Genomic DNA, 26,942 nt, shown 5'->3' with positions numbered 1-26,942 from the left:
ATAGGCTGAAAAAAGTGATACCAGCATATCGCTTTTATTAATCCAAAAAAGTGTTATATGTCAAAAAGTTAACTATATTACTTGTCAATTTCGGAGAAATGGACTTTGTCAATCGTTTTAGCGCTATATTTTATCAATAGGAAATTATTCTAAAGCTATTAAAATGGTTAGATAATTGCCAGAATATATTTATATTTGAGCTTTTAAAACCTAAGGTTAAATGATAAAAATAAGGAGAAGAAAATATAAAATTTAACAAGGAACCATTAGGTTAATATTTATGAAAAAACAATATCTCTGGCTAAAATTCATCCCTCTGATTTTTAGCTTTTTACTTTTTGCATGTGATGAAGACAACCACAGTTTTAAATTACGTAAAGATAATTATACTAAAGCGCACAATAAATTCAAAACTCATCTTATTGAAAATAGCTTTATTGGTGATGGACAACCCGCTATGCCACCAATAGATGTTTTCTCATTGATATATTATCCCGCTGAAGATGGGAATATGGCTGCATTTCTTAGTACCCCTCCAACTGATAAAAGCCAAAAATATCCAGCAATAATTTGGTTAACAGGCGGATATGGTGGGATTGGAAACGATGATTTTTTTTGGTCTCAGCATTCTGCTGATAATGATCAATCAGCTTCAGCATTTAGACGCAATGGATTGGTATTAATGATCCCTAGTTTTCGGGGAGAAAATGCCAATCCAGGGCGTTATGAAATGTTTTACGGAGAGTTACGTGACATTGAATCAGCGAGACAATACCTCGCCAAATTACCTTATGTTGACCAAAATAGAATTTACTTAGCTGGACATAGTACTGGCGGTACTCGAGCACTGTTAGCCAGCGAATATTCCAAGGGTTTTAGAGCCGTTTTTTCATTGGGTGGGATTCCTGACTTACGTTTACGTATCAATTATGCTCCTATTCCTGTTGCAGTTCCTTTTGATCAGAATGATCCTAGAGAGTTTGAACTGCGTTCTCCCCGAACTTTTTTAAAATCCATAAAATCTCCGACTTTCTATTTTGAAGGGGAAGATGCTTATTGGGAGGAATTTGATGAAGTCAAAGAGATTGCTAAAAACAAAGACATCCCTTTATATATTTATCGCATTGAAAACGGTGATCATTTTAATATTATTAGACCATTGACCAATCTTATCGCGGAAAAAATATTAAATGATAAGGGAGAAAAGGCAAATATTGAGTTTAATGAAAATGATCTTCTGAATATCCAGTCTAATCTTCCATTGCAAAACGAATAGATTAATTTCTGCTCCTCTGAGGTGGTGGCACGATGATGAGAAGTTTTACAATTGGGATGAATCGATGGGTTAATGTTAAGGATAGGATAAATTGTCCAGGGCACAACGTTTGTTAACTCTGATGGAATTATTGCGCGGTTATCACTTTCCTGTACAGGGCAAGGTATTGGCGCAAAAGTTGGATATTAGCTTAAGGACACTCTATCGGGATATTGCGACCTTACAGTCCCAGGGAGTGAATATCGAGGGGGAAGCGGGTATTGGTTATGTTTTACGGCCAGGATTTGTTTTACCGCCATTGATGTTAACGCAAAATGAGATAGAGGCTTTGGCGTTAGGGGCTGGCTGGGTGGCCAGGCGCGCTGATCCACAATTAAAGATCTCTGCAAATAGCGCAATCAATAAAATTGCGGCAGTGATCCCAGAGGAACTCAAACAATATCTTGAAACGAACTCATTATTAATTGGGCCTGCCGCTATGAGAATTGAGCCTTCCGTTGATATCCCGCAAATTCGGCAAGCGATCAGCAAGCGGCATAAAATCACCTTCACTTATTTAGATCTGAAAAACAATCAATCAACCAGAACAATATGGCCATTTGCCTTGGGGTATTTTGAGAGTATCAGTATTGTTATTGGCTGGTGTGAATTAAGGAACACATTTCGTCATTTCAGATCGGATAGGATGAGTCATTTGACGATAGAACAACAATGTTATCCCCGTTCAAGACAATCTTTACTTAAAGAATGGCGGGAAACAGAAAAGATATTGCATTAGCTACTGACAAAAATTGTCATATCGGTTTGCTACCTTGATGGCTCCTGATGTCCTACGTTAATTTTCTACTGACTGGAGCTTTTTATGTTAACCCTCACTTTTTCTACATCGGTAAATGCAAAGCCATCTCAGATTTGGGCCCACTATGTTGATTTTGACTTGCGGAAAAAATGGGAGATTGATCTTGAGTATTTTGAATTTGAAGGTGAAGTGAAAACAGGGCAATACGGCAAAATGGTATTAAGTGGTCGGCCGGAAATTCGTTTTTATCTTGCAAACATTGAAGTCAATAAGGAATTCACTGATCAGGTAAATTTGCCACAGATGGGCGTGTTGACGTTTTGCCATAAAATTTTTACTGACGCAAGCAACATGGCAAAGCGTATTCAGGTGAGTGTTTCTTTTGAGCCTGAGGGCCATATTTCTGATGCCCAGGCGGTCAGTTTTTTTAAGCAAGTGACGCAAGATCTGGTCGAAACACTTTCAAGGCTTAAGATTGTGGTTGAAAAAACTGAAACAGAAAAATGGGGTTCTGCTATTAAACCTAATCTTCAATTAATTTATGTCTCTGATATTGAACGTTCCACGGCCTTTTATTCGACTATTTTTAACGCTGAACCCGTCTTTTCCAGCCCACGTTATGTGGCATTTAGTGCGGGTAAAGAAGCCATTTTTGCTATTTGGGGTGGAGGAGAGCAGCCCGACAACGCAGTACCGCGATTTTCGGAGATTGGTATCATGTTACCCTCTTGCGAAGAGGTCGATCAACTCTTTGAACAATGGCAACAAAATGCAAACATTGAAATTCAACAAGAACCTTACACTGACGTTTTTGGCCGCACTTTCCTGGTAAAAGATCCTGATGGTCATATGATCCGAGTGTGTCCTTTGGATTAAGGAAAATTTCTCATGCCTGAGAGTTGTGGTGGTTTATCTCAGGCATGTTCATCTTCTGAATAGCTTGCCATTTTTATTGGTTCAAGATGGTGACATTTGTTCAAATGTGATTTTCTACCTACTTTATCGCTAAAGTTTGTTATTTAATTTGCTAATTACTTTGGACAGCATTCTTTTTCGGATAAAGCCACTCGCTGGTTTGATCATAAGCCAGTAAAAAGTAAATATTTTCTTGATATTATCATTGGGGCAAAAAACGAAAGTTTTTGTCACTAATGATTTGATCCATCATATTAAAAATCCAGGAGCCTCTTAATAGCGGAATGGTGAATAAATATGAAGGGTTGTCTATTGTATAAATAGCGAAGCACTAGTGCTCAACGTAAGAAGGGTGAGTGATATGTCAATTTTAGGCATTATTAAAGGTACTCCTATCTGGATTTGGATTTTATTTGTTTTTTTAATTAACCGGGGTATCCGGGCATTATATGACCGGGAAATGCGCATTGAACGACTGTTTTTTATGCCAATTTTATTTTTGATATGGGCGGTTTACAGTGTATTAAATGAAACGATATTTCAAAATTCGGCATTTATAGCGCTTATTGTGGGTATCGTTGTAGGAGGGGGCATTGGGTGGGGTTTATGGAGTAACCGACCAAGATTAAGAAAGGGGAATGAAGATGGCTCTATCATCCGTTCAGGAACGCCCTTGACTTTGAGTCTGATCCTTATTGTTTTCATAGTGAAATTTGTTATTTCTGCCATGATGAATATCAACTCTAATTTGTTATATTCTTTCAATTTTAATTTATTGTTTGGTTTTATCTGCGGCCTGTCGGATGGTGTCTTTTGGGGAGTAACGCTTAATTTATTTATCCCTTATTATAAAAATAACAAAAAGGCATAAAATAAAGTTTTTTATGTTTTTCTTGATAAAGGTGGTTGCAATAATTTCTTTGAGATTGAATAAAAAAAGCCTGAATATCAATTCAGGCTTTTTTTAAGATGGCGGTGAGGGAGGGATTCGAACCCTCGATACGTTTTCACGTATACACACTTTCCAGGCGTGCTCCTTCAGCCTCTCGGACACCTCACCAAATTTTGTCTTTGTTGTATTTAACAACAACATAACACACTACTGTAATAGAAATAATTGCTCTGGTTAGTGGGTTATGCATTAAAAAAGCCTGAGCGTTCTGTTCAGGCTCTTTCATAGAATATGGCGGTGAGGGAGGGATTCGAACCCTCGATACGTTTTCACGTATACACACTTTCCAGGCGTGCTCCTTCAGCCTCTCGGACACCTCACCGTATTTCGTTGCAGTGATTTTTTGCATTCATCGCGGCAACGGGGCGCTACTATAGGGAAAAGCAGGTCAAGCGTCAACAGGCTTATGATGATTTTTTCAGGCTTTTTGACTGATTAGACAAATAAAAAACAATTTGTGTGCTTGACAGCCAATTAAAATAGTAAAAGCGTTTTTTTTGTTGCAATGAATGAGGGTAAATCTGTTAACCAGATAACATTATCAATAATTTCATTCCTGTCTTTCTAATCGGAGCCTTGCAACCTTGCAGCAATAGGTTAACCCTATTAGAAAAACAAAAAGGAATGAGATCTTATGAACATCATTTTTTTTCACCCTTCCTCTGATTTTAATTCTGATAAATGGGTTCAGGAAATACAAGCCAGATTGCCTGAGGCTAACGTCCGGCACTGGGTCAGTGGTGATAATGCCCCCGCCGATTATGCCTTAGTTTGGTTGCCTCCCTATGAAATGTTAGCTAATCGCCATGATATCAAAGGGATATTTTCACTTGGTGCCGGGGTGGATGCTATCCTTAGGCAAGAATTGGAAAATCCGGGCACCTTACCTAAAGGGGTTCCGTTGATACGCCTTGAAGATACGGGCATGGCACGGCAAATGCAGGAATATGCGGTTGCCTCGGTTTTATACTATTTCCGCCGCATGGATGAATATAAACAATATCAAGAACAGCGCCTTTGGAATCCCATGCCTTCCCATAACCGGAAACAATTTGTTATTGGTGTCTTGGGGGCTGGGGTTTTAGGGCGTCGCGTTATTGAAAAATTGAAAGAGTTTGATTTCAATATCCGCTGCTGGAGCCGGACAGCAAAACAAATTGATGATGTTGACAGTTTTTACGGAAAAACGCAGCTAGATGATTTTCTTTCTGAATGTAAGGTGTTGATTAATATCCTGCCAGATACACCAGAAACGCGTGGTATCTTAAATTTTTCATTATTCAAACAGTTAAAACCTGGTTCATATGTGATTAATATTGCACGAGGTGCTCAACTGGTAGAGCAAGACCTGCTGATTGCCATTGACAAAGGTTATGTTGCCGGCGCCACTCTTGATGTCTTTGTTGAAGAGCCACTATCAAAATTTCATCCTTTCTGGACTCACCCACGCATTAATATCACCCCACATATCGCGGCTAAAACGATCCCTGATGAAGCTATGGATAGAATTTGTGACAATATCCGGCGAATGGAAAAGGGGGGATCACCTACGGGTCTCGTTGATATGACCCTTGGTTATTAATAAGTCGCTTTACAGCAAGGCAGACGATTAGGGACAATAACAGATATTGATTATTTAAGTCGGTTATTGGGAGAGAATGAAACCATGAACGAATTTTCTATTGTTTGCCGCATCTTGGGAACATTGTTTAATCGGGCTCCACAAGATCCTGTTTTGCAACCTGTGGTGACCTTAATTGCTGAGGGAAAACTGAAACAATTGTGGCCTTTGGAGCAGGATGAATTGTTGGATAGGTTACAGCAACACAGCGAATTATCGGTGATTGAAGCCGATTATCATGCCTTGTTTACTGGGGGATCTGCGGGGGTTGCAGTTTGCCGCTCTGATTATAGCAATAAGGATGAAAGCGAGGTGCGTCAGTTTTTAGCGGAGCGGGGCATGCCTTTGTCTGATACTCCGGCTGATCAATTTGGCTCTTTATTGTTGGCGGCGTCATGGTTGGAAGATCAGGCTGAAGAAGATGAAGTTCAGGCCCAAATTAGGTTATTTGATGAGTATTTATTGCCTTGGAGTGGACAATTTCTTGGTAAAGTTGAAGCCTATGCGACCAGCAGTTTTTATCGAACATTGGCGATTGTTACCCGCGAAGCATTACAAGCATTACGTGAAGAGTTGGAATTAGCGTGACAACGTAACCTGTAAGCAACTCAATCGGTAAATAGCGAACAATAAATAATGGCGGTTTAATAAACCGCCATTACTATTATCATTGATAATGAAAATTATTTATCAACCAAATCAATAACCAATTTACCCGGTTGAATTTCCAATCCTTTGGCTAATTTTAAGGCAGTAGCTTCGGCCTTGCTTTTTTCAGGATTCAAAACATAAACCGGATGATCATCAAAAAACTCACTTAACGAGGCATTCAAATAAGGGAGTAACGACTTAATGGGGGTAGCCATTTTTTCTGGTGTGGTTTGGTAGTCTACGATTTCTAACTCCTTGATGAAAATAGCCCCTTTTTCTGCATTAAATATTGGTTTAGCTCTAATCGTCAGTTTCATATCAGCCTGGATCGTTCCCAGTAAAGTCACTAACTGAACTTTTGCCAGAGTCGACAACGCAATTTTTTCGGGTTCTTGGCGGCCTATCTGACTGGTTAAATCTCCCAGTGTAATATTCGCTTTGGTAGCACCAGGCAGACTAATTTGCTTTTGGTAATGAACGCCTTTCAGTAAGTAGTCATTGAGCAAGCCTTCGTTGATACTGACTTCCTTGAATTGATCACAGCCGCTGATTAGCCCAGCCAATAGCAATACGGCGCCTAAGAAAAATCTTCTCATTGTTGTCTCCTTTTGTTCTCAATGGGCAGATTTTACACTATTTCCTGATGATTATTGTTTAATTATCCCATTAAATGATTAATGTTTGTTAATCATGACCGTTTCAATTTTTTTCTGATTAAATTGGTAATGAAGGGCATAAATGGTAACCAGACCCACGAGTCCCAACAGGAGCCAGGGTAATTGCGGTATATTCAAGGCATGGCCTGCATCATAGAGCCATCCCCCGCCGGTATAGCCCAATGCGCCGCCTAATGCCAGCCCCAGACGGCTGAACCCCATGTAACTACCCCGTGCCCGTGGATCAGCCAGTGATGCACTGAGCGTTTCCCGTGCCGGCTCTGCGGTGACCAAGCCCAGATAAAACAGGCAAATCAGGCCAAAGATAAGATGCAATTGATTGACCCAACCGATTGGAAACATGCAGAGGCTCATTAAAAACAGGCCAGCCATCAAACGTTGCTCCTGGCGAAAATATTTCTCACTCCAGCGGGCAATAGGATAGAGCAATGTCAGGGAAATAACGGCTTCAATGGCATACATCCACTTAACTGCGGTAGCTGTACCAGAAATTTCATGGATCACAATCGGAAACATCAACATAACTTGTACTGATAAGACAAAATACCCTGCTAATGTCAGTACATAGTAAAAAAACCGTCGATCTTTAATCACTCGCCCCATTCCTTCTTTGATGGGTGTTCGAATGGTAGAGATACGGTAAGCGGGCAGAAACAGAGCGTTAAATAGGGCTGCCAGCACAAAAATCGTTGCACCAATCCAGCAGACAATATTGAAGTTATATTGCAACAACCAGCTTCCTATCAGTGCCCCAACTACGGCACCCGCACTGTCTTGCATCAATAAGAGTGAGTAAAAGCGGTTACGTTCATGAGGGCGGGTTAATTTAATGACCAATGCAGCCCTTGGGGGATCGAACAACGTTCCGCCTAACCCAGATAAAATACAGGAGAGGAATAATATCCAAGGCTCCATTGCCAAAGCCATTAGAGCAAACCCTAGCGCACGAAGTAACATACCTGTAACAATCATGGGCTTGGCACCGAACCTATCCGCGATAGCGCCACCAAAAATGCCCAGCCCTTGTTGTACCAGTTGACGTAAACCTAGTGCGAAGCCGACAATGACGGCTGCCCAGCCAAGTTGTTCGACGAAGCGAATAGAAATTAAGGGGAAAACAACAAAAAAACCTAAAATAACCAATAGATTATCAAATAAAAGAAAATATTTACCCAAGCTACGTGCTTGTGAAACTAATGACATTATGCACCATTGAAATATGAAAAAATAAATGTAAATTTCTGGTTATTTTGGACTCAATTTAAGTATTAAGGTAGAGGGAGCATAGATGATATTTTTTTATCGTCGGATGGTGATTAAAAATGTCTTCGGCGCTAAATTATTTAAAAATTTTCCAAAGTCAGTATCAGGAGACAATATGTTTGGTTATCGTTCTACATCTCCCAAGATTCGCTTTATTACGAATAGAATGGTTGTTCGTGTGGTGTATGAACGGGATGCTTATAGGCTGGCTGAATATTATTCAGAAAATAAAGATTTTCTTAAGCCATGGGAACCGACAAGGGATGGTGGTTTTTATCAACCTTCTGGATGGACAAACAGGCTGAGTTATATTGCGGAATTACAGCGGCAGGGATTGGCATTTAATTTCCTGTTATTAGATCCTGATGAAAATGAAGTCATGGGGGTTGCCAATTTCAATAATGTTATACGAGGGGCGTTTTACTCCTGTTACCTTGGTTATTCTTTGGGCGAAAAATGGCAAGGGCAAGGGTTAATGTACGAAGCATTGCAATCCGCCATTCGCTACATGCAGAGTCAGCAGAAAATACACCGAATTATGGCTAATTATATGCCACATAATCACCGCAGTGGGAAGTTACTTAAAAAGTTAGGCTTTGAACGAGAAGGCTATGCCAGGAATTACTTAATGATTGATGGCGTCTGGCAGGATCATGTGCTGACATCATTGATTAATGATTCGTGGGGGAATGTGGACTTATAAATTTGTTGGGATGTGCGTGGGAACGGTTGGCCGTGTTGGTTTTGTTGAAAAAATGGCAATGAATTTGGATATAGACAGTGGACGCCCTGAAGGATTTATTGCCAGAGCAGAATCAACCGCCTGTAGAAACGGCAGGGAATAGCCCATTGGACGCAATTTGACCAGGGGCTGATAATGGTCTTCAAAATTGCGCACGATACTGACTGGCGGTGATTTACCCACAATTAAGGTATATAGCACCGCCCCCAATGCATAGAGATCTGTCCAGGGACCTTGTTGGTTTTCTTCGTTGGCCGTGTATTGTTCAATGGGCGTAAAGCCGGATCGGATGGTTATCTCTGTATCATCAGATAAGCATTTTGTTGTTTGGCGGATAGAGCCTAAGTCCAGCAAGATGGGTGATTGATTCTCTTGGATCAAGATATTGTCCAAAGAAATGTCACAGTGTAAGTAATTTTTTTGATGGAGAATATCCAGCGCATCCAACAAAGGGAGCAGTATCTGACATAGCCACTTTTCATTGATGAAATGGGGGTGTTCTATTCTCAATTTATTTAATGTCATTCCTTTATAAAAGGAAGCCGCTATATATGCGGTGTAGTTTTGTTGCCAGAAACGCAGAAAATGGGGGAGACAGGGATGTTCGAAACTCGACATTAAGTGTGCTTCACGGATAAAGTTTTGCAACCCGGCATGGAACCGTTTCTTTGATTTTTTCCCGCGTAAGCTGAGTGTCATATCGTGTCTGCGGGTGGCAAAAGGATAGGGAGTATATTCTTTGATTGCAATGGCTTGCTTAAGATGGTGATCCCAAACACGATACACAATACTGCCCCTGCTTTTGCCAATGACTTCTTCGATTTCAAATTCATTGAGGCAGTAGCCGATGGGGAGTGGGTGGGTAAAGCCAGTGTTGCCACCGATATGTGTCTGGTGAAAGTTCTGCAAATGGATGGCTCCTGGGTTATCTATTTAAACCGGCATTTTAATCGGCAAATTGATCAGTCTGTGAACTGACATTGAAACTCACCTTGCTCAAGTGAAACCCTAAGATAATGATATTGTTCATTATGTGCACTGGCAGAAAGCAATTGCTGGCTAATTTTCGGCAACAGGGAATTGGTCAAGATAGCATCAACCATACGTCCGCCGGACTCAATTTCTGTACACCGGCTAACGATGTGTTCAACCATGGCATCATCAAATGTTGCTGTAATGTCATGGTTTGCCAGCAGGCGTTTTTTAATTCTTTCCAATTGTAAATGCACAATGTTTGTCATCTCTTCATCGCTTAATGGATAGTAAGGGATGACCAGTAATCGCCCCAGCAGGGCAGCAGGAAACACATCCAATAAGGGTTTACGCAATGCCGTGCTGAGTTTCTCAGGCGCTGGTCGAGCGTCTTGTTGGGTGCACAGTGAACAGATCAAATCAGTCCCGACATTGGATGTTAGGATGATAATCGTATTGCGAAAATCGATGTGGCGTCCTTCCCCATCTTCCATCCAACCCTTGTCGAAGACCTGGAAGAAAATTTCATGTACATCAGGGTGGGCTTTTTCGATTTCATCTAACAAGACCACACTATAAGGCCGGCGCCGGACAGCTTCCGTCAATACACCGCCTTCACCATAACCAACATAACCAGGGGGGGCACCTTTCAATGTGGATACCGTGTGTGCTTCCTGAAATTCACTCATATTGATGGTGATCAGATTTTGCTCTCCACCATATAACGTTTCGGCAAGAGCGAGCGCGGTTTCCGTTTTACCGACACCAGACGGCCCACACAACATGAAAACACCCACCGGTTTATTGGGATCGTCTAACCTGGCGCGTGAAGTGCGTACCCGTTTTGCAATTAACTCTAACCCGTGGTACTGGCCGATGACACGTTGGCTGAGGGTATCAGCCAACTGTAATATTGCATCGATTTCGTCTTTTACCATGCGATTGAGGGGAATGCCTGTCCAATCTGAAACAACGGAAGAAACAATATTGCTGTCTACGGCAGCAAAGATAAGGGGTTCTTCTCCTTGTAAGGTATTCAATTGTTGCTGTAGCCCTGACAGTTCAGTGTGCTTTGTTTCAAAGGCATCAGTTTCAAGGGTATCATTTTGGCTTTCATGCAATTGGGTTCGCAAAGCAATAATTTTATCGACCAAAGCCAGTTCTTGTTCCCAGCGTGCCTGTAATTGGACTTTCTCCGTTTCCAGATTGGCGAGTTCATGAAGAATGGCGGTCAGGCGTTGTTTATCACCGATACCGACTTTAATTTCTCGTTCGGCAATCTCTAGCTCAATTTGCAATGCGTCCATGCGATGGCGACAATCTTCCAATTGGGGAGGCTCCGCATATTGGCTGATTGCAACTCTGGCACAGGCTGTATCCAGCAAGGCGACAGCCTTGTCTGGTAATTGGCGGGCAGGGATATAGCGATGGGAAAGGCGTACAGCAGCTTCAATGGCTTCATCCAGCAACAGCACGTGATGGTGCTGTTCCAGTGCTTTGATCAGACTGCGCAGCATGAGTAGCGCCTTGTTTTCATCGGGTTCATGAACTTGAACCACCTGGAAACGACGGGTAAGGGCGGGATCTTTTTCGATATATTTTTTATATTCCGACCAGGTTGTGGCGCCCAGGGTGCGTAATTGCCCGCGAGCCAATGCAGGTTTTAACAGATTGGCGGCATCACCCGTTCCTTGTTGCCCCCCTGCACCAATCAAGGTATGAATTTCATCAATGAATAGAATGATTGGGGTGGGGCTGGACTGCACTTCATCGATCACTTTACGTAAACGTGACTCGAATTCTCCTTTGGTGCTGGCTCCGGCCTGTAACATCCCGATATCCAGTAACCAAAGCTGAACATCGCGTAAAGGTGGGGGAACTTCTTTCGCCACAATTTTCAATGCCAATCCCTCAATGATGGCGGTTTTACCAACACCGGCCTCGCCAGTCAGTAGGGGGTTGTTTTGGCGGCGACGCATTAGGATATCAATAATCTGACGAATTTCTTCATCACGTCCTGATACCGGATCAATTTCACCCTTGCGTGCACGGGCAGTCAGCTCTTGTCCATATTGTTGTAGCGAGGAAGTTGTTGTACTTTGCGGCGTTGTACCTTGTTTATCCATTGATACACTTGCCTGGGATTCATCGCTATCACCGCAAATACCATTGAAATGGTCGATCAGGGTATCCGCATTAATGTGGTCAAACTGAGGAGAAATGGATTTCAGTGCATTGTGTAAATTGAAGGTTTTCAATATCCCTATCAGCAAATGCGCACTGCGAATTTCATTGACACCAAATTTCAATGATCCATATACCCAAGCACGCTCTACGGCATTATCAATATGTTCAGAAAGATCGGAGATGGCACTGGCTCCACGTGGCAAGCGATCAAGCGCTGTAACAATGTCTTTAGCCAGCGTTGCTTCATCCAGTGAAAAATAACGGATAAGTTGCTGTAAGTCGCTATTTTGTTGTTGCAGGAGTTGATGCAACCAGTGAACTAATTCAACATAAGGATTGCCCCGCAGTTTGCAAAAAGTGGTGGCACTTTCTAAAGAAGTGAACAGGGTACGGTTCAGTTTGCCAAAGAGTACAGAACGACTGATTTCTGACATAGCGTATAATCCGTGATGGTGTTGACAGGTAGTGTTGACAGTGATTGGGGGTGTTGAAAGAGAGGGATCAACCAATCACTCCGGGTGGTAAATTAAATCCCCGCGATGGGGAGGGTGTTTATTCTCATCAGGCTCAATTTTGCCAAGCCAACTGTTTAACCCTAATTTTGTTGGTGCTGATAGATGAGTGCTTTTCACCGCTGATTGGTGGAGAATTAACCGGACATCCCATGCATACTCAATCCCCAGATATTGATAAACCCAGTCACGCAACTGCCTTGATTTAGAGCCTCCCGGTAAGAACAAGTCATATTCATCCATGCTTAGCGGGCCTAGTTCAATGCGAAACTTGTGCTGAATATCGTAGAGAGCAATGCCCAAAAAGGTTGATTTTCCCAACTGGGGCATGTTGCGTCCTGCTTTTAACTGAGCCTGATCCTGTGTTTCAATTTTTAGCCATTGAGGGATATTCTGTACCACTTTTAGTGGTATGTTGAAATAACAGGATAGAATTTTCTCCAACCCTTCCGCGCCATGCCCTTGGCGGGATAAATGCCCTGATAATAAATAACGGGCATGATCGTTGATAGTATCTGGTTTTTGTTGGGCGGGCAGCCCCATCCCCACCAGGCAGGAGAGATAATGGCAAAAACGTTGATTATCTTGGCGATCGAGGGATACGGTGGGTTGGGTATTAGCCCAGGCCCGGTAGAATAACAAGATTAATCTATGGTGAAATAGATTGGCGAATGCACCCAGAGTCGGATCTTGATAATTATATTGCCGCGTATGGGCATATTCGGTCATATGTAATGGTAATGGGCCATTGGGACCGAACAAGCCAAAACTGTAGATAAGTATGTCATACAGCTTTGAGTTTTCCCTTTGCTTAACGCCGGCAATAGTCGATGGGGCAAATATCATGGAAGCCTTTTGCCCCAATCGCAACAGTTCGTGTTTCGGTAATGGGGCTGAGCCAAGGGTATAATATGCCCCAGACTGGGCATCTATACGGCGCAAGGTTTGAAATAAGTCGAATTGCCACGGTGCCTGAGTGAGTTGTTGCCAAAAGTCATCCGGCAAACGACATAGGCGATGAATAGAAATAGCATTTTTTTGCATCTATTTTTTCTCTTATATCAATTTCTTGTCGCCCATGCGGGCAGGCCAAAAACCGATATTGCCGCGTTGCTGGCTATACAGTGTCATTTCAGTAAACGAGTTCATGGTGACCAGGCGTGAAAAGAGTTTTTCCAATACGCTGCCTAACAGCCAAGGACTGGTTCCCGCAAATTCTTGTTCATTTACTTCTATCCTAATGCTGACACCGCGGGCAAAGACAATTGGGCCTGGCTCAGGAACCCGTCGGTAAATCGTTTTTAATGAACAATGTCGGATACCATTGATTTGGCGGTTGACGGCCGGCTCTGCAAGGTTGGCATATAGGCTTAGCAATTGTCGTAATGCCTGCGTACCTTGTTCGTCATCTTTATCCATGAAATTCAGGTAATTCAGTTGGAGCTGGCTGATTAATTTCCAGGAAACTGAACCTTGAGCCAGGGCAGGGCGTGGAATTGTGGGTCGTTTGAGAAAGACAATTTGGTTGATAGGAATCGAATCTAGCATGGCAAAATTGTCGAGATCCTGTTGGCGCAGCATTGTCGATAAATCACGGTTGGTACACATGACATCGGCGGTGAGGAATTTGAGTTCATTGGGCCACGGGGTGTGTTGTTCATCAACAATAGAAACAAAGGCTTCTGTTCCGACATAACTGGTTCGGGTTCCGTAGTGACGGGCATGTGCAGATAAAATACGGGGTTCACGGCGCACAGAGAAGTAAGAGCCGTGATTGCCTTTATCGTCACTAAAAGTAGACCAAAATGGCCTGAATATTTGTGTTTCTTTGCGCTTGATGTCTGCGCCATGCAGACGCTGTACCGAAAAAATTTCGTAATCCAGGGGGCGAATATTATCGACAACTAAATGGTATTCACTGGTACTTTCTTCCACCGAGATCCGTTCCGTGATTTTAGGGAATAAATTAATGACGGGGGTACTGTTCAAGGCGAGGTAAGAGACATCCACTAAACGTTCCAGATCGGGATGGGTTTTATCCAAAAGCACGATTAACTCAAATTCACTTTTCTCTTTTGTCTTTTTCAGCAACGATTCCATGCCACTGATACTGAAGAATTGGAGACGTGCAGGAAAAGCAAAATATTCTTGGAGTTGCCGATAGCCACTGAAATTACGCGGATCATTGGGAAGTAATGATTGATCATCATCAAATCCTTCATGATGCGGAAAAATATCGGGCAGCACATGATATTGGGGAGTCTCACCCAGCGTCTGGCACACGATGCCTACCGAATGTTCCATAATCAGTTCCAACAATTGTTGGGATTGAAAATCCGTCCCTGAAAGAAAGAATACGAGTTTCTTGAGATTCAGTTCATTGAGGAAGAATTTACCCTGACAGCCGAGATGAATGCGTAGCGCACAGACCGCCCCATATTGATGAAGGTTTAAGGCGACGAGCGGGAGGTTAGCCGGAATTCTGCCAAGCTCAACATTTTTTAGGTGAAGCGGCTGTAAGGTCACATCTTGTGTGGTGGCATAGTGGAAATTGATGCCATCTTTTTTCAGGGGTTGACAGTGCATAATTGTGCCACGTGGCACTAAAAATCCGTGACTGATATCTCCCTTGCTGGTATCTGGCTTGAGTTCGACAATTGCCATTGAAGGTGTAGGCGATAAATAGTTAGGGTACAGCATTTCCAGTAATTGTTCGGAAAAGCGTGGAAATTCCGCATCCATTTTCAATTGGATACGGGAAGTCAGAAAAGCAAAACCTTCCATTAGGCGTTCAACATAAGGGTCGACAACGTCAATGCCATGCATTCCTAAGCGATTGGCGACCTTAGGGTAGAGTTCGGCAAATTCTTTGCCCATTTCCCGTAAATACATTAATTCACGGTTGTAATATTCAAGCAGTTTATTGTCCATAGCCCCTCTAGTGTCTTCGTTGTCTCGACCTTACCCGGCTTCTCTGATGGTGAAATAACCGTTTTCCAAATCGACATCACTACGGAACAAGAATTCCAGTGGCCAGGGAACACACCACAAGAACCCCTTTATTTCTATGGATAAGGTGTTATATAGGCTCAATGAATGGGTATCGGAGACACAACTCACTTCAAGCCCGTCAGGAATGATACGTGGCTCGAATATATGAATTGCGGTAATGATCCTGTGTTGAATATCTTCCCATTCTATTTCAGATAGGCATTTACCCGATAAGGGAGGCAAACCAAAGTTATAGACAGAATGGCGAATTTCTGGGAATCGACTGAGATCTTGCTCCGATTCACTATTGATATTATTGAGCAACCATTGCAAATCCCTTAGGAGATTCTGTCGTAAGGCGGTGTGCGATAGCAGGTAATTGTTAGTTGCCTCCTGTTTTTTATCAGGCTCATTATCGGTAAGCCTATCCAATAAAGAAGGCTGCATTTTATCTTTGGCAGTAATGCGCGTAGCATTATTGCGGTTATGATAACCGCCATGTAATAAAGTGACATTGTCATTCATGGATTACCTATTCGCCATTATGATTGGGAGTTTTTATATCGGTTAACTTCTTTTTCATAGGCCTGCAGGAAGTTTTCACCAAACAGCACCGGGTCTTGTTCAAACTCTTTTGCCGTCTTTTGATAATATTTGATGAGGTATTCCCACATAGAGGCTTTGTTGCTGCTCGATAACAACGGCAAACGCGACAAGCAATCGTCTTCTCGTGCTTTTTGCTCAAGAATAGCTGGATGGAATGAATGCAATATATCTGCCGTAATGGCACGCATACCCGCAATCATGCCTAATTGGTGTGCCTGCAACTCGATTAAAATGTCACGGGTTGCCTGCTCAAGTGGCATAAATCCGGGTAAATGATTGCCAAGCATCAGTGCCAAGATAGACTGGCCAGAAGGCAAAAGTTTAAATGGATTGTTGGCGTCAGGCAGGAATTGGGGCTCGGCTGCATTTGCTTCGTGCTTGAGTTGGGTACGTAAGGTGTTGAGCGTAACGATACCCTGGGTTAACTGTCTGACTAACAGTCCTAATTGATACATATGTTGTTCATCAAACTGTAGCCTGCTGATCTCTTTTAGTCCCATACCATCCACTAATGCCGCCAGTAATGCCCCTTCCAATTTGACATTGCTGGCTTGATTCTCATATGCGTCTTGGTGGTTGTGTATATCTTGATCTTGGTAATAATTTTGGAAAATTCCCTTTTTTGTTTCCCTAGGCTCTATAGGATCGCTTTTGGGTGTCTTAACTGGCTCCTGGGGGATTGTTTCTGTTGCAAAGAGCGGAGGCAGGTCAGATGATGGGATTTTATTTTGATCCGCTATCGGCTCAGGGGGTGTTTCTGGGGGTTCAAATAATTCAAATGGATTCGAAAACGGCTGGGGTTTAGAAATCGTCCCGTCACCCACGGGGTTCAATGGTACGGCGTTGTCCAATATCTGGTTCAACAGATCATCATTTTTAGCTGACGGTGCAGGCTTAATGTGTTTGTCGGAAAACAGTGCCAGTGGGTCAACTTCCTGCTTATTATCATCTTGATCATGGTATTGCTCATCACGCGGCAATAATGTGGTAGGTGTATGGTTATTCAGTATATCTTCCTGTTGAAAAGTGGTATCTGAATTAAACATGGCAATCGGATCTGTCGCCCGTAATTGTAGGGCATCAAGATCGGTTGTGGCCTCAATTTGAGCCAGTGGGTCAATGGGATTTCGTTCTTTATCGTATTGGCTTGTTACCAGAGGATTATTCTCGTCCAGTTCCTGTTTAATCTGGTCTGGTTTATCTTGGTGTAAATCATCAGGTGTCGGGAAAGCCTGTTCAAGATCGTCCCAAATTTCACTGGGCGTTGGCGGGTATCCGGTGTTGGTCACTTGGTTGGGAAATTGTTGTGACGAGTTTTTTTTGATATCAATGATTTGGATCTGATAATTACCAATATTTAGCCTATCACCATCACGGACTTCAACCTGGCGTTTGGGAGCCAGGGGGATCATGTTCAGTAAAACATCTGAGGCAGCGCCTTGATTGTTTATCCGGCATTCTCCATCAACAGAAATGGAGACAATAACCTGCAACCGGGCAATGGCCTGTTCTTCATCGGGCAAATACCAATTATTTTCCGTACTGCGACCGATTGTGCCTCCTGGGGGAGAAAAGTCACAGCTTAGTTGTGGTGGTTGGCTTGAACCAGAATTCTTAACAATGGTGAATCTCATAAGCATGGATACCTATTGTTATGGATGAAATGTTAGGGGTTAAATGTTAATAATAACAATAAATTATGAGATAATTCATCGAGAAATAAGTGGAAAAGAAAGCCTTCCTGCGGGCGCCCACAGGAAAGCTGTTAATGTGGTTTATGCGTATTAACCCGCTTTATTGGCATATGCATCCCATTCATAGCTGACTTCAGCACCCTTAGCACCTGAGCCATATTCTTGAGAGAAATAACTTTCTTTATGTTTTTGGAAAGCCAGATGGATAGAGGCATAAAATCCTTCACTCCCATAGGTCAGGCTGGATTTAGCCACTAAGGCATTTGTCAAAGCGAGTGTATACCAAGGTTGTTGTGTGCCCCCTTGTCGACGGACATTAAGTTTCACCTCCTTGATATGTGTTCCTTTAACAAGGTACTGGCGCAAGGTGATAGAGGATTTGTCAAACAAGAGATCCAACGACAGGCCAGAGACTGTCACAATACCTGCACCTAGCCCGGTATTTTGGGCGTGTGCGTTGATACTGTTCGCCATTTCAAGTGAAAACGATCTGACCGCCGTCCAATCTTTGAACTCGTTATCACCTGATTCTCCTTTAACATCAGTAAAATTAATAAATGCATCAATACCAGGAATAGACATAATTACCGCCTTATTGAGTTGAATGAAATGAATCCAATAAATACATATTGGTGTTATGCATAAGGATCTATGCGTATTTTGAAATTCAAGGGTAGGGAGGTCTTAGAGAGTAAGATGCGTCTTATATCTCCCCGCGGCGCGGGGAGATATAAACACCCACATTGGCTTGCAATCTGCAACTTGAAGTTGGACTGGTATACAGGTAAAGACTGTTCTTTAACATGTTAATATCAGGTTCCTTTTAAGGAAGGGAGTTTTGAGACTAAACGCAGAGAAACGGTCAAGCCTTCCAATTGATAGTGGGGACGCAGGAAAAATTTAGCTTGATAATAGCCAGGGTTACCCTCTATGTCCTCTACCAGAACCTCTGCTGCGGCTAGCGGTTTTCTCGCTTTGGTTCCCTGTGATGAGTTGATCGGATCACCATCAACATAATTTATAATCCAATCATTAAGCCAACGCTCCATATCTGAACGCTCCTGAAAAGTCCCGATTTTGTCGCGCACGATACATTTCAGGTAGTGGGCAAAACGGCAGCAGGCAAATAAGTAGGGCAGACGGGCAGCCAGGTTGGCATTGGCGGTCGCATCCGGATCGTAGTATTCTGCCGGCTTTTGCAAGGATTGGGCACCGATAAAGGCGGCCATGTCCGTATTTTTGCGGTGCAATAACGGAATTAAACCATTTTGTGCCAATTCTGCTTCACGCCGATCACTAATGGCTATTTCAGTCGGACACTTCATATCCACGCCACCATCATCGGAAGGAAACGTGTAGCAAGGCAAGTTTTCTACAATACCGCCGGATTCTACACCACGGATAGACGTACACCAGCCATACAGCTTAAAAGAGCGGTTAATGTTGACCGCCATGGCATAGGCGGCATTTGCCCAGGTGTAGTTACCATGGGTTGGGCCTTCCGTATTCTCCTCAAAGTTGAAATTATCAACGGGATTGGTGAGGGCACCATAGGGCAGACGGGAGAGGAAACGAGGTAACGCCAATCCGATGTAACGCACGTCTTCTGATTCACGTAAACTGCGCCAAGGTGCATATTCCGTGTTTTGGAAAATCTTGGAAAGATCCCGTGGATTCGCTAATTCCTGCCACGATTCCATTTGCATAACACTCGGTGATGCGCCTGAAATAAATGGACAGTGTGCTGCCGCGCTGATTTGTGCCATCTGGCGCAGAAGTTCAACATCCGGCGCGGTATGGTCGAAATAGTAATCCCCCACCAAACAGCCGAAAGGTTCGCCACCAAATTGACCATATTCCGCTTCATAGATCTTTTTGAAAATCGGGCTTTGATCCCAACTAACACCTTTGAAACGTTTTAGTGTGTTACCTAATTCCTTTTTGGAAATGCACATCACACGGATTTTCAACATCTCATCGGTTTCTGTATTGTTGACCAAATAGTGCAAACCACGCCAGGCACCTTCCAAGGTCTGGAATTCTTTATGGTGCAGAATATGGTTCATCTGCTGTGATATTTTGGTATCAATTTCAGCAATCAATGATTGGATAGTTCGGTAGGTGTCGCCAGAAATAGTGACCGTATTTTCCAACGCCTGTTGTGCCAGTGTTTTCACCGCATTCTCAACGGCACTGCGGGTATGATCACTTTGCGGGCGAAATTCCTTATTCAGCAATGCACTGAGTTCATCAGGGGTATACTCTTTTGAGACCAGTGCTTGTTGAATCTGGGTTTCTTGTTCGGTTGGGTTCATCAATTACTCCTTATCTTCAGTACCTTCTCCTGAATGACTATCTTCAGGATTTGGAGCTTCCGCCAAGGATTTCAGCAGGGCGGGGTTTTGCAATATCTCGGCAATCAGTTTTTCTGCGCCGTTTTTACCGTCCATATAAGAAAGCAAATTTGCCAGTTGAGTACGTGCTTCCAGCAATTGGGCTAAGGGCTCTACCTTTTTGGCTATGGAATCGGGTTGAAAATCTTCCATATTTTCAAAGGTTAAATCGATATTTAACTTGCCATCACCCGTCAGGCTGTTTTCAACCTGAAAGGCAGCCCTGGGCTTGATTGAACTCATACGCTCATCAAAGTTGTCAATGTCAATTTCCAAGAACTTGCGATCATTGACGTCGGGTAAGGCTTCGGCGGGTTTTCCTGCCAAGTCAGCCATCACTCCCATAACAAAGGGTAATTGGACAGTTTTCTCTGAACCATAAAGTTCAACATCGTATTCAATCTGTACGCGAGGAGGGCGATTCCTTGCGATAAACTTTTGTCCACTGGATTTCATAACAAATTCTCCATTACTGGCTGGATCACTAAGTTGATACCCTTTTATCTTTAAGCCGCAGTTCGGTAAGCGTGACGTACACGTATCTTGGCCATATAGCCATACAATCGTTAGCTATATATCTCAAGAGACGTTCACTTCTTCATCAGGTTGCGGCTAGAAAATGGCTGGGTATAGGGGATTCGGCGGCAAATAAATGAAAGGGTTAAAGTAAGGACTCATTAATCCGTATCAGGGTTATTCGGGCGGCCGAAAATGGTTTCAAGCTGATTTAAGCCTTCTGGAACAAGATCGTAGATAATATTGATAAAATCGCTGTCAATCAGCCGTAGAATGCGGTCAATCATTATCGGAGCCGGATGGCTTGGCTCATGTTTAAGAAAATAAATTTTGGCTTTTTCCAATAAAATTCGCGCCTCATCACGGTCACAGACTTCGATCTCGTGCCAATAGGGAAAAACACCCTTTTCAGGTGGTGTAAGGGGTGTTGATGCGGCTGTTTGTTCTGTTGCCGTTTGTTGTTGCATCAGGGGCGAGGAATGAAATGTTCCCGTGTTGGGGGTGCCTATTCCTGATTTATGACTGGAGTAAAATTCAATGATGGTATCTAACTGCTTTAAAAAATGCGGCAATTCAGGCACATGAATGTCGGATAAATTGTGGCGAATAATTTCAATCAGGGCCGTAAGTTGTTGGCGAATGGAGATGATTGCCAGAATCTCAGGGCTATTAGGTTGTTGTTTCAATTCATTAACTAATCGAGTGCGTCCGCCAGTATAATCTTTGATTTCTGTTACCGTACCATTAAGCAGTAAGCAAACTTCCTGTAATGACAATTCTGTCGGAACACTTCTGAGTATTATTGAATCTTGGGCGCTTATTGTACACGGAGAACCGTCTTCAATAGCGGCCAGAGTGTTTAAGCGAAATAAGGGATCATATTCACCATTGAACTCCAGTTTTGGCCATGCCTCTTCCCAATAGCGCTCCAGGGTCTGGCGGAGTAAAACGAGGCCATCGGCATACCCACATATTCCCCGTATACTTAACCATGCTTGCATCAGGGCGATGATGACCCGCAGATCTTTAGAACGGGACAGCAAGAGAATGGCTTTTTTTTCTACCTCTATCCAGTTGGGTGGCTCAGCTGGGATGAGTACATCGCCAAACTGCTGTTCGGGTTTTTCGATGAGGATCTGCTCTAAGGCCAGAAATTCATTATCGTATTCGAGGTTTTCCCCGCAGGGAAATTCCGCACTGATTGGGGAGAGTAAAGCATCAATATTCATAGTATTTTCAGCTTGTATTTGGTTCAAAGTGGAAATATTGGTCAGGCTAGTTGAAACAATTTTGGGTTTGGGCACGAAAAACGAGGGAGACTAAATGGGCTGAAAATGCTGTTTGGGGTAAACTCCAGCAAGACAGTATGACCACTGATATCAAATTTTGCCCATAAACTCATATCACTAGCATAGGATGACTTTTCTGTCTTATCATGCCTGATACGTTTTGCCTGATCCAACAATCGGTTCAGTGCCCAGAACCCCGTCGTTGATAAATTCGCGGTAGTACCATCATTTAAATTCAATTGCATGCGAACCATATTGTTTCTGGCGGGACCTGGCCAGTTAATCAGTTGTAAAAGTTGCGGGCCGTGGCTGTATTCTAATTTCTGCCCATCGACATCCAGCACCATACTTAATATGTCGTTATCCATGCTGACTGGACGAACCATAACGTGAAACAGTGGCGTTGGCGTTCCGCTGGTAAATAACGTATCACGGATAACTTGCGCCTGTTGAAAAGGTTGGAGTAACGCTGTCCCGCCAGGCAAAGGCTTGCCATTCACGCCGGGCATAAATTGCCATTTTGGTAAGGTCGTATCGACTTTATCCTCTAAATTTTTCTGGAAAAAACTGTCCATTAAGCCGGTTGAGGGAGCGAACATCCGCGCCATGTCATCAGGCCTGATGTCTCGCTGTGCGTTCGGCATCAATGGGTAGCGATTGGCAATCGCTTGATTGCAAAAGCGGCCAATTTCTGCATTGAGGTGTTTACCGACATTTTTCATATCACTCATCTGGGTATCGCTACTGGCACCCACTGCGAGCGAGGAAACCATGCCGTTGAACGGCGTAGGCAAAAGTTCTGATGTTGTTTGTAACTGAGTGATAATCTTATTGGGAGGCAAGGGCATACCTGTATTAGTTGCATTTCGTACTGATGTTAAATACAAATATAATTCACCGATTTCTTTTAACGTTTTATCAAAGGGGATACTTTGGCTATTTTTATTTAGTCTTGTTGCCAGCTTAATTAATTGTGCAAAGTGCACTTCTAATTTTTGTTCTGATGTCGGTTGGGCATGATATGCGGGTATTTGTTTGATGATTTGGTTGGGCACTAATTTTGTCAACTTCCCTGATTGATTCTTTACGATCTTGTTGAGCTGCTTGGTATTATTGTCATTTTTATTCAACGTGACATTTTTACTGACATTAATTAAAAGGTTACGCATCGGTGAATCAAAAGAAGATAATAAACGCGCTGTGTTGATCCGTTGTTCTAAACTATCGATATTTCTCAGGCGAATATCCTCCAAAAACGTGCTCCACTGATCGATATAGTCGTCAATATAGAATTGTTTAACGAGTGATTTGATCTCTTCATCGGCCTGCTTTTGGGTATAAGTACCGAGTACCCAATTATCTTGCGAGTACAAAGTGGTTAGAAAAGTATTGAGATTTTTCTCAAGACCTTGCTTATAACCGGCTGGGGTGAACATACCCGGTATGCCATCCGTCATGGGTGCACCACTAAGGCGCGAAAAAACGAATTCAGCCTGGGGACCCGCGAGGGTTTCCAAATTTACGGGAGCTAGATTGGGATCATCAATTAATTTTTCCTTCAAATAATTATAGGCACGTTGTGCGGGGGGAATACTGCTAATTAATGCCTGTTTTTTTTCGACCAGATAGTCGTCACGAATAAAGGGCGATGTGACAACCTGGTTATCTAACAGCTGGCTGATGTGCCCCTCAATTTGTTGCAACTGCTGTTGGGTTGTATCGTCTTTTAGGTGGTTTTTCAAATATTGCATGACCCAATTATGCAGAAACTGACCATCATAATGTTTAGGCAGGTATAACATTTGGTAAGCCTTTAGCGTATTGTAGCTTTTCTCTATGTCATCATTGTTATCATCATGCATCTGGTGCGTGATAATAGCCGCTATTTGAGGCAACAATAATGTATGTAGTGCTTTTTGATATAGGGATTGGCTGGCCTCACTGATTTGTTTACCACTATATAGCCCCATCCGATAGGATAAGGGGGGCTTTTCCAAGGAAAAACTATGGCTTTTATCTAGATAGGACAAGGCATTTAAAATGGGAAGTAAGGCATAAATATCATTGGAATTTTTCTTTAATTTATCGCCTTGTGCCACAATTTCTGGAATTTTGTTTTGCACTTCCATCAGGTAATTTTTGTTATTGTTGTAGCTGGTCAACAGTAAATTCGCTGCCAATGCCAGTACTGCAACCGAAACAAGATATCCCAATCCGGCCAGAAGGCGTTTTCGATATATCCACCAGCGGTTATAACCGGCAATGCCTGCTTCCTGAAAGATATTTTCCAGTAGATTTTTCAGAAAATAAGTTTGGTGGGTCGGGGGTTTTGTTCCTTTATCATTATCCCATGACATGGCATCGCTATTGTTATCTGTCGGTAACTGAAAATTGTCGTTAAGTTTTGCCATAACATTGTCAAAGGTTACCCCTTCTTGTGTTCCACTGGTGAAATAAATCCCTCTTGGGTAGTAAGGTATTTCGAATCCTGACTTTGCAAATACAATTTCAAGGTATTGCGCAATCAGTGGGCGCAGGGACGTAACTTCTTGTGGGAACAAATAACTTTCAGCACATTGCCGTGAATGAGGTTCGTTTAACAGAATAGAAGGTAACTCAGCATCTAATCGCAATTGTAATTGGTCATATTGTTGCTCAAAGATTTCATTCAGATTAAAGTCAAGGGCTTTATTCCATTTATCTTGTGAAAAATTATCCCACGGGAAATTGAATCCCCAAATTTGCTCACGAGCTTTTTTGTCAAAATGGGCGAAATACGCACTAAACCCTTTTAACCGATCCGTTTTGGTCACCATGATGTAAATAGGGAGCCGTATCTTGAGTTGTTCATGTAACTCTGTCAGGCGCCTGCGCAGCATATAAGCCTGCTGATCCCGTTTTTCCGTTGAGGCGCTCAGTAAATCTTCCACACTGATAGTCACAATGACGCCATTGAGGGGTTGGCGGATACGGTACTTTTTCAACAACCTGATGAAATTTTTCCATTCATCGGCATCTTGCTGATGGAGACTGTCCTGTGTGGTATAGCGGCCTGCGGTATCGAGTAGGACCGCTTTATTGGTGAACCACCAATTACAGCTATCCATGCCTTGCATGCTGTACAGTGCCGATTTACCAAGATAGTCCGATAGCGGAAAATGTAAGCCAGAATTTGCCAGAGCGGTTGTTTTACCCGAATTGGGCGCGCCGATAACCAGATACCAGGGTAATTGATAGATATATTGGCGGTTGAAAAAGTTTATCCAGCTTGGTTTATTTTTGTTATACAAGCCAGAAAAATAGGCTTTTTTCAATAACTTTGCTGAATCAGAAAAACGTTCTGCTAATGTAATATGTTGTTCACTCTGCTGTTTTTCCTTGTTCTCATCCTGAGTGATATTCAATTGCTTGGCCAGCTTCTGGTTGAACCATGCCCGGTACAGCCTTGGCGTGACTTGACTCAGTAACCAAATAAAGAAGAAAGAAACAATGGTTATAATCCGTGCCGCTTTTGTCTCAAAAGGGAGCGAATGACCAATAGAAATAGTCGGGCCAATAAACCAGATAACGAAAGCAATAACCGTTGTCCCTAAAAAGCTCCATGTTAATCGACTGGTAATGATAGAAAAGAGTACACTCAACATGATCTTAGTTTCCTTCTATCGGTTGATTTACAGGAGAAACTAACAGTGTGATTTCGACTCGCCTGTTTTTAGCCCGATTACCCGGCGTATTATTGGGAACCAAAGGATCGCGGGCACCTCTTCCCTCTGTGATGATTCGTTCTGGTTGGTTCAGGTAAGGCTGAAGCGCTTTTTGTACAGATTTAGCTCTCGCCAGCGATAAAGAATAATTGGATGAAAAGCGGGCGTGACGGCTGTTAATGGGAACATTATCGGTATACCCGACGACCAGGATTTCTCCGTTAAAATGATCCAATGCCTCAGCAATACGCCTGATGACATCCAAATATCGGTGTTTAACCTGAACAGAACTCGTGCTGAACAAACCATCCCCCTGTAACGTGATCACGCTTTTGTCAGGCATGTCAGTAACATTTAATAATCCCGCAGCCACTTCCTCTTGCAACATGCTTTGCAGGTTCAGGGTGGGGTGGGCAGATGGCAACACTCTGTTGCTGACAATCACATCGGGTAAATGAGTCTGGTAGATTTTTGCCAAAACGGGGTTAATTGTGTCGTTCAATCGCCAATTCAAGCCTATATATAAGATACAGACCAAAAAAATTAATATTGTTGTAGAGATCCATATCGATAAAGAGAAATGCCAAGATTTATTTGGCACAGTGATGGCTTGTACTTGTTGTGACAATTCGGCCGGGTAGTTGCCTCTCATTGAGTGTATTAACTGAAACAAACGTTGTTTCACGGTTTCTAATTGAGTACGTCCGTTATCCATGACTCGATAGCGTCCTTCGAATCCAAGTTGGAGACAGAAGTTAATGAGCTCTAAGAGGAACAGGTTATCTTTTGGATTTTGTGATAATTTGGCTAACAGCTGGAAAAATTTTTCTCCCCCCCATGTTTCATTGTGAAAAGTGACGAGCAGCCCACTGCCAGACCAAACACTGCGCAGTCCCCAAGGCGTGAGTGCAGCCGCTTCATCCAATGCAGTACATAAACAGTAACGTGCGCCAATGATCACTTCATAGGGCAAGTTGGCTTGCTGGCATTCTACTTCAAAGCGCCGGATTTCATTGATCAATTGCTGACGTAAATTGGCGGGATCAGGGTGAACAAGCGAATGCCGGATTTGAGGAATAGTATTTAACAATGGGTTTGCTGCAAAAACCAAAGGATTATGATTGCCATCAATAGAAAGCCTTTTATATCCGGTTTCTTGCTTCTCTTGCGTCATTGGCTTTG

At 42.9% G+C, this 26,942-nt stretch carries 21 protein-coding genes and 2 tRNA genes; 7 read left to right on the top strand and 16 right to left on the bottom strand.

Features of this window, described 5'->3' with window-relative positions; translation table 11 throughout:
* The first annotated feature begins 280 nt into the window (after positions 1-280).
* From Xkoz_RS09305 to Xkoz_RS09290, 4 genes are all read left to right on the top strand, one after another.
* Positions 281-1,276 carry an alpha/beta hydrolase family protein gene (locus tag Xkoz_RS09305; protein WP_099141894.1) on the top strand — a complete coding sequence of 332 codons (996 nt, stop codon included), beginning with the start codon at positions 281-283 and terminating at the stop codon, positions 1,274-1,276.
* A gap of 91 nt (positions 1,277-1,367) precedes the next feature.
* Positions 1,368-2,054: a helix-turn-helix transcriptional regulator gene (locus Xkoz_RS09300; protein ID WP_099141893.1), complete on the top strand. Its 687-nt coding sequence runs from the start codon at positions 1,368-1,370 to the stop codon at positions 2,052-2,054.
* Positions 2,055-2,138: 84 nt separating this feature from the next.
* Entirely contained in the window at positions 2,139-2,951 is an 813-nt protein-coding gene (locus Xkoz_RS22945; protein ID WP_244183439.1) for a VOC family protein, read from the top strand.
* Between the two features lie 400 nt (positions 2,952-3,351).
* Complete coding sequence (locus Xkoz_RS09290) at positions 3,352-3,861, top strand: DUF6622 family protein (protein WP_099141892.1); 510 nt, start codon at positions 3,352-3,354, stop codon at positions 3,859-3,861.
* Between the two features lie 99 nt (positions 3,862-3,960).
* Here the strand turns inward: Xkoz_RS09290 and Xkoz_RS09285 are convergent.
* Both Xkoz_RS09285 and Xkoz_RS09280 read right to left on the bottom strand, forming a co-directional pair.
* Positions 3,961-4,050 (bottom strand) — tRNA-Ser (locus Xkoz_RS09285).
* Between the two features lie 124 nt (positions 4,051-4,174).
* Positions 4,175-4,264: transfer RNA gene (locus tag Xkoz_RS09280), tRNA-Ser, on the bottom strand.
* Between the two features lie 312 nt (positions 4,265-4,576).
* Between Xkoz_RS09280 and ghrA the strand changes: the two genes are divergently transcribed.
* Both ghrA and Xkoz_RS09270 read left to right on the top strand, forming a co-directional pair.
* Positions 4,577-5,524, top strand: coding sequence for a glyoxylate/hydroxypyruvate reductase GhrA (ghrA, locus tag Xkoz_RS09275; RefSeq protein ID WP_099141891.1), 948 nt, complete (start codon positions 4,577-4,579; stop codon positions 5,522-5,524).
* 84 nt (positions 5,525-5,608) lie between these two features.
* On the top strand, positions 5,609-6,151 hold the full coding sequence (locus Xkoz_RS09270; RefSeq protein WP_099141890.1) for a TorD/DmsD family molecular chaperone: 543 nt from the start codon (positions 5,609-5,611) through the stop codon (positions 6,149-6,151).
* Positions 6,152-6,246: 95 nt separating this feature from the next.
* Here the strand turns inward: Xkoz_RS09270 and Xkoz_RS09265 are convergent, their stop codons facing one another.
* Both Xkoz_RS09265 and mdtH read right to left on the bottom strand, forming a co-directional pair.
* The gene (locus Xkoz_RS09265; protein WP_099141889.1) at positions 6,247-6,810 is read right to left on the bottom strand and encodes a lipoprotein; all 564 of its coding nucleotides are present in this window, start codon (positions 6,808-6,810) and stop codon (positions 6,247-6,249) included.
* A gap of 78 nt (positions 6,811-6,888) precedes the next feature.
* The gene (mdtH, locus tag Xkoz_RS09260) at positions 6,889-8,094 is read right to left on the bottom strand and encodes a multidrug efflux MFS transporter MdtH (protein WP_099141888.1); all 1,206 of its coding nucleotides are present in this window, start codon (positions 8,092-8,094) and stop codon (positions 6,889-6,891) included.
* A gap of 175 nt (positions 8,095-8,269) precedes the next feature.
* On the opposite strand from mdtH, the gene rimJ reads away from it, so the two are divergent.
* Complete coding sequence (gene rimJ, locus Xkoz_RS09255; RefSeq protein WP_099141940.1) at positions 8,270-8,857, top strand: ribosomal protein S5-alanine N-acetyltransferase; 588 nt, start codon at positions 8,270-8,272, stop codon at positions 8,855-8,857.
* Here rimJ and Xkoz_RS09250 read toward each other — a convergent pair.
* From Xkoz_RS09250 to Xkoz_RS09195, 12 genes are all read right to left on the bottom strand, one after another.
* Entirely contained in the window at positions 8,852-9,805 is a 954-nt protein-coding gene (locus Xkoz_RS09250) for a serine/threonine protein kinase (RefSeq protein WP_167386573.1), read from the bottom strand. The two genes, rimJ and Xkoz_RS09250, sit on opposite strands and share 6 nt — an antisense overlap.
* 53 nt (positions 9,806-9,858) lie before the next feature.
* Positions 9,859-12,489, bottom strand: coding sequence for a type VI secretion system ATPase TssH (tssH, locus tag Xkoz_RS09245; protein WP_099141886.1), 2,631 nt, complete (start codon positions 12,487-12,489; stop codon positions 9,859-9,861).
* Between the two features lie 75 nt (positions 12,490-12,564).
* Positions 12,565-13,611 carry a type VI secretion system baseplate subunit TssG gene (tssG, locus tag Xkoz_RS09240; protein WP_099141885.1) on the bottom strand — a complete coding sequence of 349 codons (1,047 nt, stop codon included), beginning with the start codon at positions 13,609-13,611 and terminating at the stop codon, positions 12,565-12,567.
* Positions 13,612-13,623: 12 nt separating this feature from the next.
* A complete protein-coding gene (gene tssF, locus Xkoz_RS09235) occupies positions 13,624-15,498 on the bottom strand; it encodes a type VI secretion system baseplate subunit TssF (RefSeq protein ID WP_099141884.1) in 1,875 nt (624 codons plus the stop codon).
* Between the two features lie 30 nt (positions 15,499-15,528).
* The gene (locus tag Xkoz_RS09230) at positions 15,529-16,083 is read right to left on the bottom strand and encodes a type VI secretion system baseplate subunit TssE (protein ID WP_099141883.1); all 555 of its coding nucleotides are present in this window, start codon (positions 16,081-16,083) and stop codon (positions 15,529-15,531) included.
* 17 nt (positions 16,084-16,100) lie between these two features.
* Positions 16,101-17,798 (bottom strand): type VI secretion system-associated FHA domain protein, encoded by a 1,698-nt coding sequence (locus Xkoz_RS09225; RefSeq protein WP_099141882.1) that lies wholly within the window; start codon positions 17,796-17,798, stop codon positions 16,101-16,103.
* A gap of 150 nt (positions 17,799-17,948) precedes the next feature.
* Positions 17,949-18,440, bottom strand: a complete 492-nt coding sequence (locus Xkoz_RS09220; protein ID WP_099141881.1) for an Hcp family type VI secretion system effector — start codon at positions 18,438-18,440, stop codon at positions 17,949-17,951.
* 230 nt (positions 18,441-18,670) lie between these two features.
* The gene (gene tssC, locus Xkoz_RS09215; protein WP_099141880.1) at positions 18,671-20,173 is read right to left on the bottom strand and encodes a type VI secretion system contractile sheath large subunit; all 1,503 of its coding nucleotides are present in this window, start codon (positions 20,171-20,173) and stop codon (positions 18,671-18,673) included.
* A gap of 3 nt (positions 20,174-20,176) precedes the next feature.
* Positions 20,177-20,707, bottom strand: a complete 531-nt coding sequence (tssB, locus tag Xkoz_RS09210) for a type VI secretion system contractile sheath small subunit (RefSeq protein ID WP_099141879.1) — start codon at positions 20,705-20,707, stop codon at positions 20,177-20,179.
* Positions 20,708-20,928: 221 nt separating this feature from the next.
* Positions 20,929-21,996 carry a type VI secretion system protein TssA gene (tssA, locus tag Xkoz_RS09205; RefSeq protein WP_099141878.1) on the bottom strand — a complete coding sequence of 356 codons (1,068 nt, stop codon included), beginning with the start codon at positions 21,994-21,996 and terminating at the stop codon, positions 20,929-20,931.
* Between the two features lie 41 nt (positions 21,997-22,037).
* Complete coding sequence (tssM, locus tag Xkoz_RS09200; protein WP_099141877.1) at positions 22,038-25,700, bottom strand: type VI secretion system membrane subunit TssM; 3,663 nt, start codon at positions 25,698-25,700, stop codon at positions 22,038-22,040.
* Between the two features lie 4 nt (positions 25,701-25,704).
* Positions 25,705-26,934 carry a DotU family type VI secretion system protein gene (locus tag Xkoz_RS09195; RefSeq protein ID WP_099141876.1) on the bottom strand — a complete coding sequence of 410 codons (1,230 nt, stop codon included), beginning with the start codon at positions 26,932-26,934 and terminating at the stop codon, positions 25,705-25,707.
* Positions 26,935-26,942 lie beyond the last annotated feature (8 nt).

Origin of the sequence: Xenorhabdus kozodoii (assembly GCF_002632875.1) — a bacterium.
GTDB classification, from domain to species: domain Bacteria; phylum Pseudomonadota; class Gammaproteobacteria; order Enterobacterales; family Enterobacteriaceae; genus Xenorhabdus; species Xenorhabdus kozodoii.
The sequence above is the reverse complement of the archived record's forward strand: the minus strand, read 5'-3'. Positions and strand labels throughout refer to the sequence as shown.